This is a genomic window from Planctomycetaceae bacterium (genome assembly GCA_041398785.1).
Lineage (GTDB): Bacteria > Planctomycetota > Planctomycetia > Planctomycetales > Planctomycetaceae > JAWKUA01.
Map to the genome: position 1 here is coordinate 96,185 of JAWKUA010000009.1, position 15,949 is coordinate 112,133.

Genomic DNA, 15,949 nt, shown 5'->3' on the forward strand with positions numbered 1-15,949 from the left:
GGAAACGTCCATGACCGCTTATCGCCTGACCATCGCACTGTTTGTGGTAACCGCGTTCTCGAGTGCGGCTGCATGCCGCGCCGACGTGGGAGTCGGGGCGAAACCTCCGGCCGACGCGGAAGTTCTGATCGACGGCAGCCGCAAGATGCTGGACGAAAAGTGGACGTACTGGGACGGGCCGGGGTTCGCATCGTCGCTGCCGATTAAATGGCAGATTGTCGACGATCCGGTGGACGAGGGCACCGTAGTAATGACCGATGACCCGGCGGCCGCCGGAGGAAAATTCGGCGCGGCGGACATCGTTACCAAAAAGGAATACCGTGACTTCCGGCTGCACATCGAAGTGCTGATTATGAAGCCCGGCGGCAACAGCGGAGTCTACCTGCAGAATCGCTACGAAATTCAGGTGCTGGACGGCGACCGCACAAAACACGGGATGGCGGCTGTCATCAACGAAACGGAATCACCCTATCACGCCTACACAGGAGTCGGCAGGTGGAATGCCTTTGACATCACGTTTCGCGCCGCGCGGTTTCAGGACGGCCAGCGGAAGCAAAAGGCTATCGTCACAATGTACCTGAACGGGATCAGGGTTCACGAAAACGTGGCCATCAATCAGGTTTGGGGTGGACCGAATTCCGGGATCGACGGTGGCAACGACGGCGGCCGGGGCATCACGGATACTCCCGGCGGAATCAAACTGCAGTGTGAAGGCCACGACGTCCGTTATCGCAATGCCTGGATCCGGGAACTGGATCTGAATCGCCCCGACACGAACTTCAGCGAACCCGTCATCTCAAGAAAAACTGATGACGGCGGGGCAACCGTCCCCGCGACGACTACGGAATGACTCGACGATCGCCGTGTTTTTGGATCGGACTCCGCGGGACGCACGCACGGTTTGCGATTCGTTGACGTGCACGCTGAATTCACGTTTCGGTTTGTTGTCCGGGGCGACAACACGGGCGTGGTCGGTTGGAGTGTCCTGTCAGGACGGAATTGATGAGTTTTGTGGCACTGGCTGTGCCAGTGATTTCCGCAGTGCAGACGCACTGGCACAGCCTGTGTCAAACATCAAGACAGGTTTGAAGGGAATGGTAGCCTCAGCAAAGCTGTCTCCCGCCGCATTGTTCACACTGCTAAACTGCCGCCAGACGGAACGGAATCGCTTCGCATCGGTCACCTGCGATTGAACGAAGGAATTCAGCACGTGGCTGAATCCATTCGACTGCGACGCTGAGAAGGAACTCACATGCGGGATCTGAATAACAGGACGGTTTTCCTGACGGGAGCGGCTTCCGGAATCGGCCGCGAACTGGCCATGCAGCTTGCCGGGCAGGGCTGCCATCTGTGTCTGGTAGATGTTGACGAAGCGGGTCTCCGCCGGCTGGCGACGGCGCTGGAATCCTTCGGTGGTCGTGTGTGGACCAAAACGTGCGACCTGACGGATTCCGGCGCCACACACGCAACCGTGGCGGATGCCCTGGCCCACTGCGACACAATCGACATTCTGATCAACAACGCCGGCGTCGCTTATTACGGTCCGACTGAAGAAATGACGCAGCAGCAGTGGGACTGGCTGATGGCTGTCAATCTGCTGGCTCCCATCCGGATCACTCAGCAGTTGCTTCCGCACCTGTTGCAGCGCCCGGACGCACACCTTGTCAATATGTGCAGTATCTCGGGCATTGTGGCGGGAGGCCGGTTTGCCGCCTATCACACCAGCAAATTCGGGCTGATCGGATTTACGGAAGCCATGCGAGCGGAATACGGCCGACGCGGCCTGGGCGTGTCGGCGATTTGTCCCGGACCCGTCAGAACCAGGCTGTATGAATCCGCGGCCAGCAGTGCCGACCGCACGGTGCCGCATCCGCCGGGCTGGCTGTGTGCCTCGCCGGAACGAGTGGCCATGCTGACCATCAAAGCCATTCGGAAGAACAGGCGACAGGTACTGATCACGCCGATGGCTCACGGTTTGTTTCAGTTAAAGCGATTTGCTCCCGGCCTGATCGACTTCGCCAACCAGTTCAGCCGCAGCAAACGCAGACGTCGGCAACAGCGACTTCAGGCAGAAGAGGCCAGACTGCGGGCGATTGAACAGTGCCGCTCGACAGAGGTGTCACACAGCAACGGCTCGAAGGCCGCATAAGACACGGCAACCGGAGTGGCCGCCGAAGCTTCGCGCGTGCAGTGAATGCTGTTGATGCGATGATCGCCGGCGCGAGCATCGATGAACTCATGATAGCCGGTTGCGATGACATTTCGCGGGGATGGGGCTTCGTGAGCCGTTGACCAGGGGTGTGCTTCGAATACACTCAACGCATGAAGCGAAAGAAGATCTCGGTTCCTCAGGAGAACCTCCTCAAGACCGCTCGCCGACTTGCTCATCTGTCGTCGTCGGCGGCGATTGTCCTGCTGGCTGAGGAATTGCTCGACTTTCGCGAAGTCAGGAAACTGCTGCGAGGAACGCGGCTGCTGGTGGCAACGGACAAGGCGGAAATTCAGGCCGCCGTTCGGGAAGACGGAGTCGACCTGGTACCGATCCTGCATGAGCCACAGACGCGTGCAACACAGGTTACGCAGGCGCTGCTGGAGGCAATCGCCGACGAACTGCTGCAGTCGGGCGACGTCATCGTTGCCGTTTATGCCAGCTTCGAGCGTCACACGTTCGACACGATCAGTCTGATTCAGCTTGCCGAACAGCTCGCGAAACTGACTTCCCGCGATCTGCAGCGGCTGGAAACTCAGGTGCCGCTGGAAACGCTGCGGCTGGTCGTCGACCTGGCCTGTGAAATCGGACGCGAAGGTCGAGAAGGCAAGCCCGTCGGCACGCTGTTCGTCGTCGGTAACCACCGCAAGGTGATGGGCCTGTCCCAGGAGCAGGTACATGACCCGTTCAAGGGGTACTCCCGCGCAGAACGGATGCTGCGCAATCCGCGAGTGCGCGAAAGCATGAAGGAGCTTGCTCAGATTGACGGGGCGTTCGTGATTTCCGCCGACGGAGTCGTGCAGGCTGCCGGACGGCATTTGCGAGCTTCCGCGGAGAATCTGACGCTGTCAAAGGGCCTTGGTTCCCGGCACTGGGCCGCGGCGGAAATCTCCAAGGCAACCGACGCGATTGCCATCGCGGTGTCGGAATCCACCGGGACCGTCAGAATCTTTCAGAATGGCGTGGTTGTCCTGCGGCTGGAACCGATGGACGCCAATATGAAATGGACGGATTTCGATACAGAACCGCCAGCAATCGATTCGTAGTGCGCCACGTACGCGGTCACGGTCACTCATGCGAAGCCATTGGTCCGTCTGTCGTTCAATTGCGGGTCACACATATCAGGAAAGCGATTCCTGCGTTCGAGAACGCGGGCGGCGGATCTTTCAAGCAAACTGGAAGCGGAAATGGCAGGCTTCCAAAAGAAGTCGGTCGCACTAAGATACCGGCGGCAGATGGCAGCGGGGGAAGCCGTCGCATGCTGTCCGCGACTGCCGCGCCATGCGTTCGCTGCGGCTCGCACAACGGTGCAGCGCGAGCGGGATCGACAGGTCTGTCGATCACGGGCTCAGGTGTTCATCATCACCGTATCGTGTTTTCGCTGTTCGACTTAGCGTTTCGAATCCACCGACGGAAGAGGTTGTGACGAACGAATGCACCGCATCACCAGGGGGCTCGATCTTCCGATCACAGGAGAGCCCGAACAGATCATCACCGACGGTCCTCCAGTCAGCCAGGTTGGATTGCTTGCGGCTGACTACGTTGGAATGAAGCCGACGATGTTCGTGCAGCCGGGCGATCTGATCAAGCTGGGTCAACCCCTGTTCGAAGACAAGAAGACAGCAGGGGTCATCTACACCAGTCCGGCAGCCGGGACGGTACTCGAAGTCAACCGCGGTGCTCGACGCGCGTTCCGGTCAATTGTCATCCAGACGGAAGGTAGCGACGCTGTCGAGTTCCGGGCTCTCGGCGAACGAGATTTCGCCGGCGTGACTCGCGACGCAGTCACGGAGTTGTTGACTTCCAGCGGCCTGTGGACGTCATTTCGGACGCGGCCGTTCAGCAAAGTCCCCGCCCCCGGAAGCGTCCCCAACTCCATCTTTGTGCAGGCCATGGACACAAATCCACTGGCCGTCGACCCGTCAATTGTCATTCGGGATCGGGAAGGAGATTTTCGATTCGGACTGATGGCCCTGGCGAAACTGACCGGCTCCGTCGTTCACCTGTGTCGAAGACCGGCCAGTCCCGTGCCCGGTGAAGATCTGCCTGGCGTCCACACAAGTCAGTTTGAAGGACCGCACCCGGCCGGCCTTCCCGGAACGCACATCAATCGACTGGACCCGGTGGGCCTGAAGAAAACTGTCTGGACGATCAACTACCAGGATGTCCTGGCGATCGGCCACCTTGTCATCACGGGGCGGCTGAAGCTGGAACGAGTCGTTTCCGTGGCCGGGCCGTCCGTGAAGAATCCGAACCTTGTTCGTACCCGCGTCGGGGCGAGCCTGGATCAACTGGTAAGCGGACGGCTGAACGAAGGCCGGGTTCGCGTCATCTCCGGAAGCGTTCTGAGCGGGCGAGCCGCAGCAGACGACGCTCGGTTTCTGGGGCGCTATCATCTCCAGGTGTCGGCCATCCCGGAAGGGGACCAGCGGGAGTTCCTCGGCTGGCTGACACCCGGAAGCGGAAAGTTCTCCGTCAGCCGGATCTTTACGTCCGCCTGGGACAGAACTCGCCGCTTTGCGTTTTCGACGTCCACGGAAGGCAGTAAACGGGCAATGGTTCCCGTCGGCATGTATGAGAGGGTGATGCCTCTGGACGTTGAGCCCGCGTTTCTGCTACGAGCACTGATTGTAGGTGATACCGAACAGGCCACGCTGCTCGGGTGTCTGGAGTTGGACGAGGAAGACCTGGCGCTCTGCACATTTGTCTGCCCCGGAAAGTATGACTATGGCCCCTTGTTGAGAACGAACCTGACTCAAATTGAAATGGATGGGTAGCACGAACGACCTGTCAGCCCGATTCCCTTGCGGCGACCTGTGTCGGGCGGCGGACAAGACTGAAACGGCGGTACTTTTCGTTGGCGGGTGGTGATACCGCGGAACCGCAACGACCGTCACCGCCCGATCGCACGCTTTCGGCGTTCCGGGATGCTGCCAGGCCGACTCAGCCAGGCAGAGATTCGGAAGTGAAATGACAAACGGGATATGAACTAACGCTCTGATTCGAGGCACCGGGATACGCCAGGTCGTGAGACCGGTCGCAGCGAACGAGGCAACATCCGGATACACACCTCAGCCCTTCAGTGCACCATCTGGTTCCGGTCGGATCGAATGAAATTCCTCAGAAACAAACTGGATCAACTGGAGCCGCTGTTCCACAAAGGCGGAAAGCTGGAACGGCTGTATCCGCTATATGAAGCGCTGGACACGTTCATCTACACGCCCGGCGAGATCACAAGAACGGCTTCTCATGTCCGCGACGGCATGGACCTGAAGCGCATGATGATCACCGTTGTGGTCGCGCTGATTCCGTGTATCTATATGGCGTGCTGGAACACGGGTTATCAGGCGGACACGGCGGCAAGAGCCGTCATTCAGGATGGAATGTCCGTGGAAGCCTATCTGCAGCAGATGGGCTGGCGGGAATCACTGCTGCATGGAATGGGGTGGGATCCCGCCGGCGGAGGAAACTGGCTGTGGCACATTCTGCACGGCGCGCTGTACTTCGTTCCCGTCTATCTGGTGACAAATATCATCGGCGGTTCCTGGGAAGTCCTGTTCTGCTGTGTTCGCAGGCATGACCTGAATGAGGGCTTTCTGGTGACCGGTATGCTGTTTCCGCTGACGCTGCCGCCGACAATTCCTTTGTGGCAGGTGGCTCTGGGGATCAGCTTTGGCGTGGTGATCGGCAAGGAAGTGTTCGGCGGCACCGGGAAAAACTTCCTGAATCCGGCGCTGACTGCCCGTGCATTCCTTTATTTTGCATATCCCGGTCACATTATCGGCGACAAAGTCTGGGTCGCGGCTGTCGATACATTCAGCGGCCCGACTCTGCTGACCAGCATGGGATCTATCCAGAAGGTTCAGGCGGGTGGAGCATCATTCCGAGCCGTGACGGAAAGCCTGAATCTTGGATTCTGGGACGCCTTCATGGGCTGGATTCCCGGGTCGATGGGAGAGACCTCCACATTGGCATGTCTGCTGGGAGCGGCTTTCCTGATTCTGACCGGCGTGGGGTCATGGCGAGTCATGGCGGGCGTCCTGGTCGGTGCTCTGGGATTGAGCGTGCTGCTGAACGGCGTTGACAGTCAGACAAATGCCGTGTTTCAAATCCCGGCGTATTGGCACCTGGTTGTCGGCGGATATGCCTTCGGCCTGGTGTTCATGGCCACCGATCCCGTTTCCGCGGCGATGACCGATACCGGACGATGGTTCTATGGCATCCTGATAGGAATGCTGACGATCGTGATTCGCGTCATCAATCCGGCATTTCCGGAAGGCATCATGCTGGCCATTCTGTTCGGCAACGTGTTCGCACCCGTGATTGACTACGTCGTCGTTCAGAAAAACATCAAGCGGAGGCTGGCTCGCAATGCAGCGTGACTCCATCCAAAACACGTTTCGAGTAGCCATTCTGCTGTGCCTGGTCTGTTCCGTGCTGGTGTCCGCAATGGCCGTGGGATTGCGGCCGATTCAGCAGAGACAAAAGCAGGAATTCAAACAGAAGAGCATTCTGAAGGCAGCCGGCCTGTGGACGGACGAAGACGAATCCGATAGCGCGGCTGATGTTTCCGAGTTTTACAACCGGTTTATTACACCGGTGATTGTTGACCTGGAAACCAATACATCCAGCGAGCGGTTTGAACCGACGGACCCTGACCTGGATGCTGAACGCGCGGCCCGCAGCAATGAACTCAGCGACGCACTCCCCGCAGGAATGGATCCGGCAGGCATCCGCCGTCGCGAAAAATATTCGATCGTGTACGAGGTCCGCGACAACGGTGAACTCCGAACGCTGGTCATTCCGATCCGGGGATATGGACTCTGGTCGACACTTTGGGGCTTCATTGCTCTGGATGTGCAGAATGCGGTCGGCGATCCTTCAAAAATTTCCGTGGTCGGAATCACCTACTACAAGCACGGCGAAACGCCCGGCCTGGGAGGTGAAGTGGAAAATCCGCTCTGGCGCGAGAAATGGGTTGGCAAGAAGATCTACGATCCCAACTGGAATGTGGAGATTGAAGTCGCCAAGGGCGCGTCAGGCGATTATCAGGTTGACGCACTTTCAGGAGCAACACTCACGTCTAACGGCGTCAGCAATATGCTCAGTTTCTGGTTTGGCCCGGAAGGTTTCGGACCGTATCTGAAAAATCTTCTGGGAACCGCCCAGGCCGGGATCGGTTCGTCCGCTGAACAGTCCCCCGCACATTGATTTAACACCCGATGTTCGCCGCCGGAGAATGTCCGGTTGCGACGAATGCAGCATGTTGCCGAAAGCCGCCCGGCTCTGTATTTGGTTGATGATTGAGCAATCTGATGGCTGAGCAAACTCCCAAAAAGGTCCTGCTGGACCCGCTGTTCAACAATAATCCGATCACACTCCAGATCCTCGGGCTGTGCAGCGCTCTGGCGGTCACGACCAACCTCAAGACATCCTTTGTCATGGCGGTTGCAGTAACGCTGGTCACGGCGTTTTCAAGCGCTGCCGTCGCGCTGATTCGCGAGGTGATTCCCACGAGTATCCGCATTATCGTGCAGATGACGGTGATCGCGTCACTGGTGATCGTCGTAGACCAGTTCCTGCAGGCCTTTGCGTTCACGCTCAGCCAGAAATTATCCGTGTTTGTCGGACTCATCATTACGAACTGCATCGTCATGGGCCGCGCCGAAGCATTCGCCATGAAGAATGGTCCGCAACTGAGCTTTCTGGACGGAATCGGCAATGGCCTCGGTTACAGCATGATTCTGATCATTGTGGGTTTTGTCCGGGAACTGACCGGCTCCGGAAAGCTGTTTGGAATAGTGATACTGAAACCGGTCACGGAAGGCGGCTGGTATACAACAAACGGCCTGATGCTGATCTCCCCAAGCGCCTTCTTCATCATTGGGATGATTATCTGGATCATCCGCACCTTCAAACCGGAGCAGGTGCAGTCTGAATGACAGCCTGATTCTCCCGCGCTTGCCTGATGCCGTCATTCGTTCTGCCAAAGTGAACAGCCATGGAACACTATTTGAGCATCTTTCTGAAGTCCGTTTTTACCGAAAACCTCGCTCTGGCGTTCTTCCTGGGCATGTGTACGTTCCTGGCCATGTCAAAGGATGTGAAGACAGCATTCGGGCTGGGAATCGCAGTCATCGTGATTCAGGGCATCACGGTTCCGGTCAACAACCTGATTTTCCAGTACCTGTTGCAGCCAGGGGCATTAAGCTGGACTGGAAGTGAGGCTCTGGCCGAACAGGACCTGATGTTCATCGGCCTGATCAGTTACATCGGTGTCATCGCGGCGATGGTGCAGATCCTGGAAATGACGCTCGATCGCTACGTCCCCGCTCTTTACAACACGCTGGGCATCTTTCTGCCGCTGATTACGGTCAACTGTGCAATTCTGGGCGGAACACTGCTGATGGTGGAACGCGGCATGGGATTCGGCGACAGCGTTGTCTTCGGTTTTGGCTCCGGTTTCGGCTGGGCATTGGCGATCGTCACTTTGGCCGGCATTCGGGAGAAGATGAAATACAGTGACGTTCCGGCCGGATTGCGGGGACTTGGAATCACCTTCATTACTGTGGGGCTGATGGCTCTGGCATTTCAGTCGTTTTCCGGAATCCAGTTGTAGCAGTCACGAATAATGTGTTCCTTCACCATCCCGGACTGGTCAATGCGTGACGCTGACCTGATTTTTCCTGCACTGTGTCAAGCTTCCGCCAGGGTGCAAACACGCCTTTCCGCTGGCACCTCTTTCAGGATCTGCCCGCAACCGGCACAGGATCCTGAGTAAGACTCGTAAACGGTTTCGGTTTACCTCATGGACAAATTACTCGCCATCTTCTTCGGCGTTGTCATGTTTACCGGCATCATCACTGCGCTGGTGGCCGTGATTCTGGGAGCCAGAAAGCAACTGGTTTCCAGCGGCGACGTTCACATCCTGATTAACGGCCAGAAAGACATCACCGTTCCGGCGGGTGGCAAGCTGCTGGGAGCACTCGCGTCTCAGGGCATCTTTGTTTCCTCCGCCTGCGGGGGCGGCGGAACTTGCGCGCAATGCAAAGTTCTGATTCACGAAGGCGGCGGCGACATCCTGCCGACGGAAAAGACGCATATCAACAAGAAGGCGGAACGCGAAGGCTGCCGGCTGTCCTGTCAGGTGGCTGTCCGGCAGGACATGAAGATTGAAGTTCCGCCGGAAGTCTTTGAGACAAAGAAGTGGCAGTGTACCGTGCGGTCCAATCGCAACGTGGCCACGTTCATCAAGGAACTTGTGCTGGAGTTGCCCGAAGGTGAGGACGTCGGCTTCAAGGCCGGCGGTTACATCCAGATTGAATGCCCGCCGCATCAACTGAAGTATTCCACTTTCGATGTTGAGGAACGCTTTCGCGAAGATTGGGACAAGTTCAACCTCTGGAGCATCGAATCCGTCGTTACGGAACCTGTCGTCAGAGCCTATTCGATGGCCAACTATCCGGGCGAAAAGGGCATCATCATGCTGAACGTCCGCGTCGCCAGTCCTCCGCCGCGGTCACCACCGGGAACTCCGCCGGGGAAAATGTCGTCGTTTATTTTCAACCTGAAACCCGGCGACAAAGTGACGATTTCCGGACCGTACGGTGAATTCTTTGTGAAGGAAACGCCGGCTGAAAAGGTCTACATCGGCGGTGGCGCCGGGATGGCTCCGTTGCGGTCTCACATCTTTGAGCTTTTCAAAAGGGTTCACACCGAAGCCAAGGTGTCATACTGGTACGGTGGCCGCAGCACTCGTGAGTTGTTCTACATCGATGAATTCGAAGAGATTGCTCGCAGGCACGACAACTTTTCGCTGCATATCGCCCTGTCCGATCCGTTGCCCGACGACAACTGGACCGGTCTGAAGGGGTTTATTCACCAGGTTCTGCTGGACGAATACCTGTCAAAGCATCCGGCTCCGGAAGACTGCGAATACTACATCTGCGGTCCTCCGATCATGCTGAAATGCGTGCAGGACATGCTGTCCGACCTGGGCGTCGAACCGGAAAACATCGCGTTCGACGACTTCGGCGGATAGGCACGGGCAGGCTGCCATTCATCCCGGTGTTGTTGCTGCTGCTGGTCAGGTGATGCCGACACTCCGGTTTTCGTGCAGTGACGTGTTGCGGAGCCGCGGTACAATGAACCGTTGGCTCCGCTTTCAGTCCGGAACGTTTCCAGCCATGGCGACACCTCTGCGAATACTGGTTTCAGCAGCGATTCTGTTGTGGATTCCATCGATACGGACAGTCAATGCCGCTGAGCCGCTGCGGATCAGCGGCGAGACGATGGGCACTTACTATGCCATCGTCGTGGATTCGCCGGCGTTGACCGACGATGGCGAAGCACTTCGCGCGGCCATCACTCAGCGGCTGGCAGAGATCAACCGCCAGATGTCGACCTGGGATGCCGAATCGGAGATTTCGCGGTTTAACGCCAGTCGCGGCACGGACTGGTTTCCCGTTTCGGCGGAACTGGTCGCCGTGGTTCAGGAGGCCGGACGCATTCACGCGCTTTCGAACGGCGCATTCGATCCGACCGTTTCGCCCCTGATTGATCTCTGGGGGTTTGGAGACCGGCGCGAGAAGTCGATTCCGACGGACGAACAGATCCGGACTGCGCTGGGCCATACCGGGATGACGCGCGTCGAAACGCGACCGGATCCGCCGGCCATCAGAAAGCAACACCCGGCAATTCAGTTGAACCTTTCCGCAATTGCCAAGGGATACGGCGTCGACGCGATCGCGGAACTCATCATTGCGGAAGGCCAGCCATCGTTCGTTGTCGACATCGGCGGCGAGACTCGCGCGGGCGAGGCGAAGTCAGCGCAAGGGCTGGCGGATCGGCATTGAATCCCCCCTGCAGCAGAATCCATTCGCTCCGCCTTCCGCTCGGCAGGAACCGCTGAGCCGCGTGCTGGAACTGACGAATTCGTCCGTGGCAACCTCCGGCGACTATCGGAATTTCTACGAAATCGACGGCGTCCGGTATTCCCACACGATCGACCCGGTGACCGGACGGCCCGTACCACATCCGCCGGCTTCTGTGTCTGTCATTCACAAATCGTGTATGACGGCGGATGCGTGGGCCACCGCCATGATGGTGCTGGGCAGAGAGAAAGGAATTGCCGTCGCAAAGGCAAATGGCCTGTCGGTGTTGTTTCAGGAGCTTGTCGGTAACGGGCAGGTCCGCGAAACGGCTGCGGGGGACTTCGAAGGTTCGGAGACAAAGGTCAAATCTTCATCGGACTGGATTTCATTCGTGGCGGCGGCGGTGCTGTTTCTGCTGGCGATCGGCGGAATGAGCATCGGCGTGCTGGTGAAGAACCGGGAGTTGAAGGGCAGTTGCGGCGGACTAGCAGCCATGCCGGGTTCCGACGGACGATCGATGTGCGAGCTGTGCAGTACTCCCCGGGAAGACTGCGTGAACGACGAACTGCGAAGGCAAATGCAGTCGGCCGGCGAACAGAGGTGAATTAACTGTCGCGCACCAGTCCCGGGATGTTTCTTCGATCCTGTCGAGTCGTTTTCCGGCACCGTACAGGCCCCAGCCCAGCAGGATCGCCGGCACCGCCACAAGACTGATCAGGAATGCGGGATCGTTCAGAATTCGTTTCAAGAGCGGCGATCCCGGCCTGGCTGAGCGCGGTGGTTGTCAGCGCACGCGGTAGTCGCGAGATGGTGCGGGGCCGACGATGGAGCCGTCGCTGAACCGGCGGATCACCGGACGACCGAGCGGGTTTCTCGTGGCGGTCCGCGTGCCTCTGCCGGGACTCCCTGCTGACGCGCCTGGTCCGCGTCGGCGGCGATTTGAAACGGCCGGTGGACAACGGTCGTTTCGACCTCGCCCCTGAAAAACAAGCCCCTGGAATTCAATCCTCATAGGAGCATCCCATGCCAGCTTGTGTTCAAACGCCGTTTCACCGCCAAGTTCGGTCGCCGCGTCGAACTCAACCAAGACGATTCGTGGGTCGGCGAATCTCGGGCCTCCGAGAATTCGAAACCACAACTTGGCAAGGCCGTAGTGCGCCGGAATCTGAAGCTTGAATCGAACCTCAAGGTCGGGTTCGTCGCGCAAGCGGCGGAGGTCGGAAGTGTGCGGCAGGTTGGTTGAAAAGCGGAGCGCACCGTCAGGCGAAATGCCGGAATTGACCCCGGCATCTGCCGGCGGACCCCAGATGCAGGCCAGTGGATCAAACAGGAACTCCTGCGTTGTGCTGCATCCTGGTATTCCGCGAATTGCGAATCCCAGAGATGAACCGCCGCGACGTGAAGTCCACGATTGAAATGCCATCTGGGCCATCGTTCAGCTCCTCTCTTCATGCAGGACCATTCGGCAGGTGTGGTGCCGTTCGTCATTTGCGGACCAACATCCATTCTCGCCTCAAAGCCGCTACAGTTGATTGCTTTCCGGAAGAATTGAAGCATCGGGATATCAAACACGTCTCCGCGAATCGGCAGTCGAAATCCACTGGTTGAGAACTTCCATTCGGGTCCCGCACGCGCAATCGTTCGCTGCTGCTGGACTCCGCGCCGTCCGCTGAATAGGTTGTGTCCGCCGGACAACGCCGCCACTTCATTCCTGCCAAAATGGTTGACCGCTGATGGAACCGGACTCCTCCGACTCAACGCTTCGCTTTACGCCGAATGCATCTCCTTCGCTGGGAGTCGAGATTGAACTGCAGCTCGTTGACAGTGAATCCTTCGCGCTGCGGAGTTCGATTGCCGAGGTGCTGGCCGCACTGCCGGACGACATGCGCGGCGTTGTCAAACCGGAATTGATGCAAAGCTATCTGGAAATCAATTCCGGCGTCTGCCAGACGGTGCGACAGGTCGGTGAGGATCTGCGGCGCAAGCTGGATGTCGTGCAGTCGGCGATCGATCCGCTGGGACTGCGGCTGTTCTGGGCGGCCACGCATCCGTTTTCGTCATGGCGCGATCAGCAGGTGACCGTGGATGAACGGTATTTCCGCCTGGTGGAACTCATGCAGGACGTCGCTCGCCGGCTGGTTACGTTCGGCCTGCACGTTCACGTCGGCGTCGACACCGGCGACAAGGCCATCATGGTCTGTGAGCGCATGATGAAGCATCTGCCGCTGTTGCTGGCGCTGTCGTCCAATTCGCCGTTCTGGGAAGGCCGCAACACCGGTCTGCATTCCAACCGCTCCAAGATCATGGAAGGACTGCCGACCGCCGGACTGCCCCATCAGATGAGAAATTATTCCGAATACGTCTGGCTGATTCATCACCTGGTGGAGACCGGTTTCATCAACACAATTCGCGAAATCTGGTGGGACATCCGGCCGCACCACAACTTCGGCACTGTGGAAATCCGCGTCTGCGACATGCCACCGAATCTGGATCAGGTGCTGGCGATCACTGCCCTGATTCAGTGCCTGGTCGTCGCGATCTCCCGGGAGATCGAACACGGAACGTTTCAGTCGGAGTATCATCCGATGATGGTGCAGCAGAACAAATGGCGGGCCATCCGGTTCGGAGCCGACGCGCAACTGGTCAGTACATCCGACTTCCGACAGCGATCCGTCCAGCAGGCCGTGGACGAACTGGTCTCGCGGCTGTTGACCACGGCTCGGCTGCTGGACTGCGAACAGGAACTGCTGTCGGTATCCTCCCTGCCCGCAAACACGGGCAGCCGCCAGCAACTTCAGATCTACGACGCTACCGGCAGCCGCCAGGAAGTGGTCCGCAGAATGCTGCAGGACAACTGCTGGCAGGGGAGTTGAGGATTGAGAGACAGGTCGGGTAGCGAGACGTAGACGGCTTTCGATTCCGTACCACTCTTTCATTTCCTCGCAGCCGGGAATTCGGATGGGCGATCCTGGCCTTTTGTCCGCACGGGAATGACCGCGCTGCTAAAGATCATCCGCCGGACAACCATCACGCGCCGCATAACCGAGCGCTGGTCCGGTTGCGATTGACGGGACTTTCGCGACGTGATGCCGCATTGCAACATAGGCTTGCGGCATGAGCACCGCCGTCATCAGCAGCAGATCCGCCGCGCCCGCCGCTACGCCGATGCGGATTTCGGTGCTGCGATCGCATGACAGCCTGGTCAAAGTCTGGCTGATCCTGGTTACGGCCGCCGCCGGATTTGCTCTGCTGATTCGACACGGCATGCAATTGGATTTTCTGTCCTGCGGCGCCGCGGTCGGAACTGTGGCGTTGCTGCTGCCGTTTGCGGTGGCGTTCGACAACCGCGGGATTCCGCAGTTCGCGAACCTGCTGACCGGTTTCCTGTTCATGGTCGTCTTCAATCTGTTCCTGACGATTCTGACGTATGCCGGAACGCCGCTGAACGCAGCTCTGGTTGACGGACAACTGATCCAGTTCGACGCGGCGATGGGAATTCACCTGCCGTCCATTGTCGAATTCAGCCGGCGGCATCCAAACCTGCAGTGGTGGCTGTCGATGTCCTATGCGTCGGTGCTGCCGTCGACGCTGCTGGCGATCGTTGTGCTGGGCTGCGACCGCGACGTGAAGCGCCTGCAGAACTTTGTGATGACGTTCATGATCGCGGGACTGATCACCAGCGTCGTGTTCTTCGTCACTCCGGCGGAAGGTCCGTTTGCGGCCTATGGCTACGAGCTGCGCGCCGACCAGCAGCGGTTTCTGGACCACTTCCGCGCGCTGAGGTCGCAGCAGTTTCCGGTGGTATCGATGTCGAATCTGGAAGGGCTGATCACGTTTCCGTCGTTTCATACAACCTGGGCGGTGCTGCTGGCGTTTGGGTTTCGGCACTACCGCTGGTTGTTCGTGCCGATGCTGCTGCTGAATTGTGCCGTGGCCGCTTCGACAATGACGACCGGCTGGCACTATGGCAGCGATGTCGCCGGAGGACTCCTGACTGCCGCGGCAGCCGTCGCCGCAGCGCGGCTGCTGACTCGCGATGCGTCAGAGAAATCCCCACAGCTCCATTCGGCAAATCCCTGACGACGCCATGCGAGTTTGTCCGACGCCGAAACGCGGAATTCGGCCGATTGGCAATCGCACCGGAAGCCGGAGAATGGCTGGCACCGCATGGGACATCGTTCCCGGCGTCTCGCCACGATCCCCTCTCCGGGAATCCTGTCCGATCCGTGGTGTGTCGCCGGGCCATGGCAAAAGTGACACCGGACTCGGCTATCCCCGGTGCCGCGTGTTCTGCTGTGGAGCCGGAAGTCCCGTTTCAGAACCGGGCTGTTCTGAATCGCGGCAACTTTCCGTACGGCTCTTCGTCGCACGCTCCGATGACTTCAACAAGGGAGGATGTCATGCCACAGCCACAAGTCCGTGCGCAGACTGCGCCACCGCCACGTCCTCGGTTCTCCGCCAGGACCACCGCCGAGCCATACCGGGCCGAAATGTTGTTGCTGGAAGGGCCGAAGGTCGCCAGGCAGGCCCGCCTGACGTTCCAGGATTTGCCGGGCTGCGACGCTGCCGAAGCAGAACACCGTGGTTACACACCGCATACCGTGGCGCTGCTGTCGACCGATGACATTGTCCGAATGGACGCCGATGAGATGCTGGAAGTGATTCGCGTGGCCGACTTCCCGATCCTGAGTTTCGATGACCTGAGACGGCTGAAGTTTGCTCATCGATCCACGCTGGAACGGCTGGTCTATCTGGCCAGAGAATGCTGCCGCAACCGTGAGTGCCGGGACGGACATGCGCACCGCAGAATCGGTTCCGGCGACACCTTCAAGTGGTTCCGCAGCAAGCCGCGGTAGCTGCCGGTTCC

Annotated in this window: 14 protein-coding genes; all 14 read left to right on the forward strand. The window is 58.8% G+C overall.

Going from position 1 to position 15,949, the window contains the following annotated elements:
- Positions 1–10: 10 nt before the first annotated feature.
- The 14 genes from R3C19_12455 (at position 11) to R3C19_12520 (ending at position 15,938) form a co-directional block, all read left to right on the forward strand.
- Complete coding sequence (locus tag R3C19_12455) at positions 11–850, forward strand: DUF1080 domain-containing protein (protein ID MEZ6061168.1); 840 nt, start codon at positions 11–13, stop codon at positions 848–850.
- Between the two features lie 402 nt (positions 851–1,252).
- Positions 1,253–2,149 carry an SDR family oxidoreductase gene (locus tag R3C19_12460; GenBank protein MEZ6061169.1) on the forward strand — a complete coding sequence of 299 codons (897 nt, stop codon included), beginning with the start codon at positions 1,253–1,255 and terminating at the stop codon, positions 2,147–2,149.
- 173 nt (positions 2,150–2,322) lie between these two features.
- Positions 2,323–3,255, forward strand: a complete 933-nt coding sequence (locus R3C19_12465; GenBank protein MEZ6061170.1) for a diadenylate cyclase — start codon at positions 2,323–2,325, stop codon at positions 3,253–3,255.
- 387 nt (positions 3,256–3,642) lie between these two features.
- The gene (locus tag R3C19_12470; protein ID MEZ6061171.1) at positions 3,643–4,986 is read left to right on the forward strand and encodes a Na(+)-translocating NADH-quinone reductase subunit A; all 1,344 of its coding nucleotides are present in this window, start codon (positions 3,643–3,645) and stop codon (positions 4,984–4,986) included.
- Positions 4,987–5,319: 333 nt separating this feature from the next.
- Complete coding sequence (locus R3C19_12475) at positions 5,320–6,591, forward strand: NADH:ubiquinone reductase (Na(+)-transporting) subunit B (GenBank protein MEZ6061172.1); 1,272 nt, start codon at positions 5,320–5,322, stop codon at positions 6,589–6,591.
- Positions 6,581–7,420, forward strand: a complete 840-nt coding sequence (locus R3C19_12480) for a Na(+)-translocating NADH-quinone reductase subunit C (GenBank protein ID MEZ6061173.1) — start codon at positions 6,581–6,583, stop codon at positions 7,418–7,420. The genes R3C19_12475 and R3C19_12480 overlap by 11 nt, the downstream gene beginning before the upstream one ends.
- Positions 7,421–7,524: 104 nt before the next feature.
- A complete protein-coding gene (locus tag R3C19_12485; protein MEZ6061174.1) occupies positions 7,525–8,151 on the forward strand; it encodes an NADH:ubiquinone reductase (Na(+)-transporting) subunit D in 627 nt (208 codons plus the stop codon).
- Between the two features lie 59 nt (positions 8,152–8,210).
- Positions 8,211–8,828, forward strand: coding sequence for an NADH:ubiquinone reductase (Na(+)-transporting) subunit E (gene nqrE / locus R3C19_12490; protein MEZ6061175.1), 618 nt, complete (start codon positions 8,211–8,213; stop codon positions 8,826–8,828).
- A 189-nt stretch (positions 8,829–9,017) separates the two neighbouring features.
- A complete protein-coding gene (gene nqrF / locus R3C19_12495; protein ID MEZ6061176.1) occupies positions 9,018–10,250 on the forward strand; it encodes an NADH:ubiquinone reductase (Na(+)-transporting) subunit F in 1,233 nt (410 codons plus the stop codon).
- Positions 10,251–10,395: 145 nt separating this feature from the next.
- Positions 10,396–11,064, forward strand: coding sequence for an FAD:protein FMN transferase (locus tag R3C19_12500; GenBank protein ID MEZ6061177.1), 669 nt, complete (start codon positions 10,396–10,398; stop codon positions 11,062–11,064).
- Positions 10,994–11,686: an FAD:protein FMN transferase gene (locus R3C19_12505; GenBank protein ID MEZ6061178.1), complete on the forward strand. Its 693-nt coding sequence runs from the start codon at positions 10,994–10,996 to the stop codon at positions 11,684–11,686. Before R3C19_12500 ends, R3C19_12505 begins: the two co-directional genes overlap by 71 nt.
- Before the next feature lie 1,129 nt (positions 11,687–12,815).
- Positions 12,816–13,955, forward strand: a complete 1,140-nt coding sequence (locus R3C19_12510) for a YbdK family carboxylate-amine ligase (GenBank protein MEZ6061179.1) — start codon at positions 12,816–12,818, stop codon at positions 13,953–13,955.
- A gap of 241 nt (positions 13,956–14,196) precedes the next feature.
- Positions 14,197–15,162, forward strand: a complete 966-nt coding sequence (locus R3C19_12515) for a phosphatase PAP2 family protein (GenBank protein MEZ6061180.1) — start codon at positions 14,197–14,199, stop codon at positions 15,160–15,162.
- Positions 15,163–15,482: 320 nt separating this feature from the next.
- Positions 15,483–15,938, forward strand: coding sequence for a hypothetical protein (locus R3C19_12520; protein MEZ6061181.1), 456 nt, complete (start codon positions 15,483–15,485; stop codon positions 15,936–15,938).
- Positions 15,939–15,949 lie beyond the last annotated feature (11 nt).

Coding starts and splice junctions, on each gene's coding strand:
- R3C19_12475 (MEZ6061172.1), top strand. CDS start 5,320: ATGAAATTCCTCAGAAACAAACTGGATCAACTGGAGCCGCTGTTCCAC.
- R3C19_12465 (MEZ6061170.1), top strand. CDS start 2,323: ATGAAGCGAAAGAAGATCTCGGTTCCTCAGGAGAACCTCCTCAAGACC.
- nqrF (MEZ6061176.1), top strand. CDS start 9,018: ATGGACAAATTACTCGCCATCTTCTTCGGCGTTGTCATGTTTACCGGC.
- R3C19_12485 (MEZ6061174.1), top strand. CDS start 7,525: ATGGCTGAGCAAACTCCCAAAAAGGTCCTGCTGGACCCGCTGTTCAAC.
- R3C19_12515 (MEZ6061180.1), top strand. CDS start 14,197: ATGAGCACCGCCGTCATCAGCAGCAGATCCGCCGCGCCCGCCGCTACG.
- R3C19_12480 (MEZ6061173.1), top strand. CDS start 6,581: ATGCAGCGTGACTCCATCCAAAACACGTTTCGAGTAGCCATTCTGCTG.
- R3C19_12500 (MEZ6061177.1), top strand. CDS start 10,396: ATGGCGACACCTCTGCGAATACTGGTTTCAGCAGCGATTCTGTTGTGG.
- R3C19_12510 (MEZ6061179.1), top strand. CDS start 12,816: ATGGAACCGGACTCCTCCGACTCAACGCTTCGCTTTACGCCGAATGCA.
- R3C19_12455 (MEZ6061168.1), top strand. CDS start 11: ATGACCGCTTATCGCCTGACCATCGCACTGTTTGTGGTAACCGCGTTC.
- R3C19_12460 (MEZ6061169.1), top strand. CDS start 1,253: ATGCGGGATCTGAATAACAGGACGGTTTTCCTGACGGGAGCGGCTTCC.
- R3C19_12520 (MEZ6061181.1), top strand. CDS start 15,483: ATGCCACAGCCACAAGTCCGTGCGCAGACTGCGCCACCGCCACGTCCT.
- R3C19_12470 (MEZ6061171.1), top strand. CDS start 3,643: ATGCACCGCATCACCAGGGGGCTCGATCTTCCGATCACAGGAGAGCCC.
- nqrE (MEZ6061175.1), top strand. CDS start 8,211: ATGGAACACTATTTGAGCATCTTTCTGAAGTCCGTTTTTACCGAAAAC.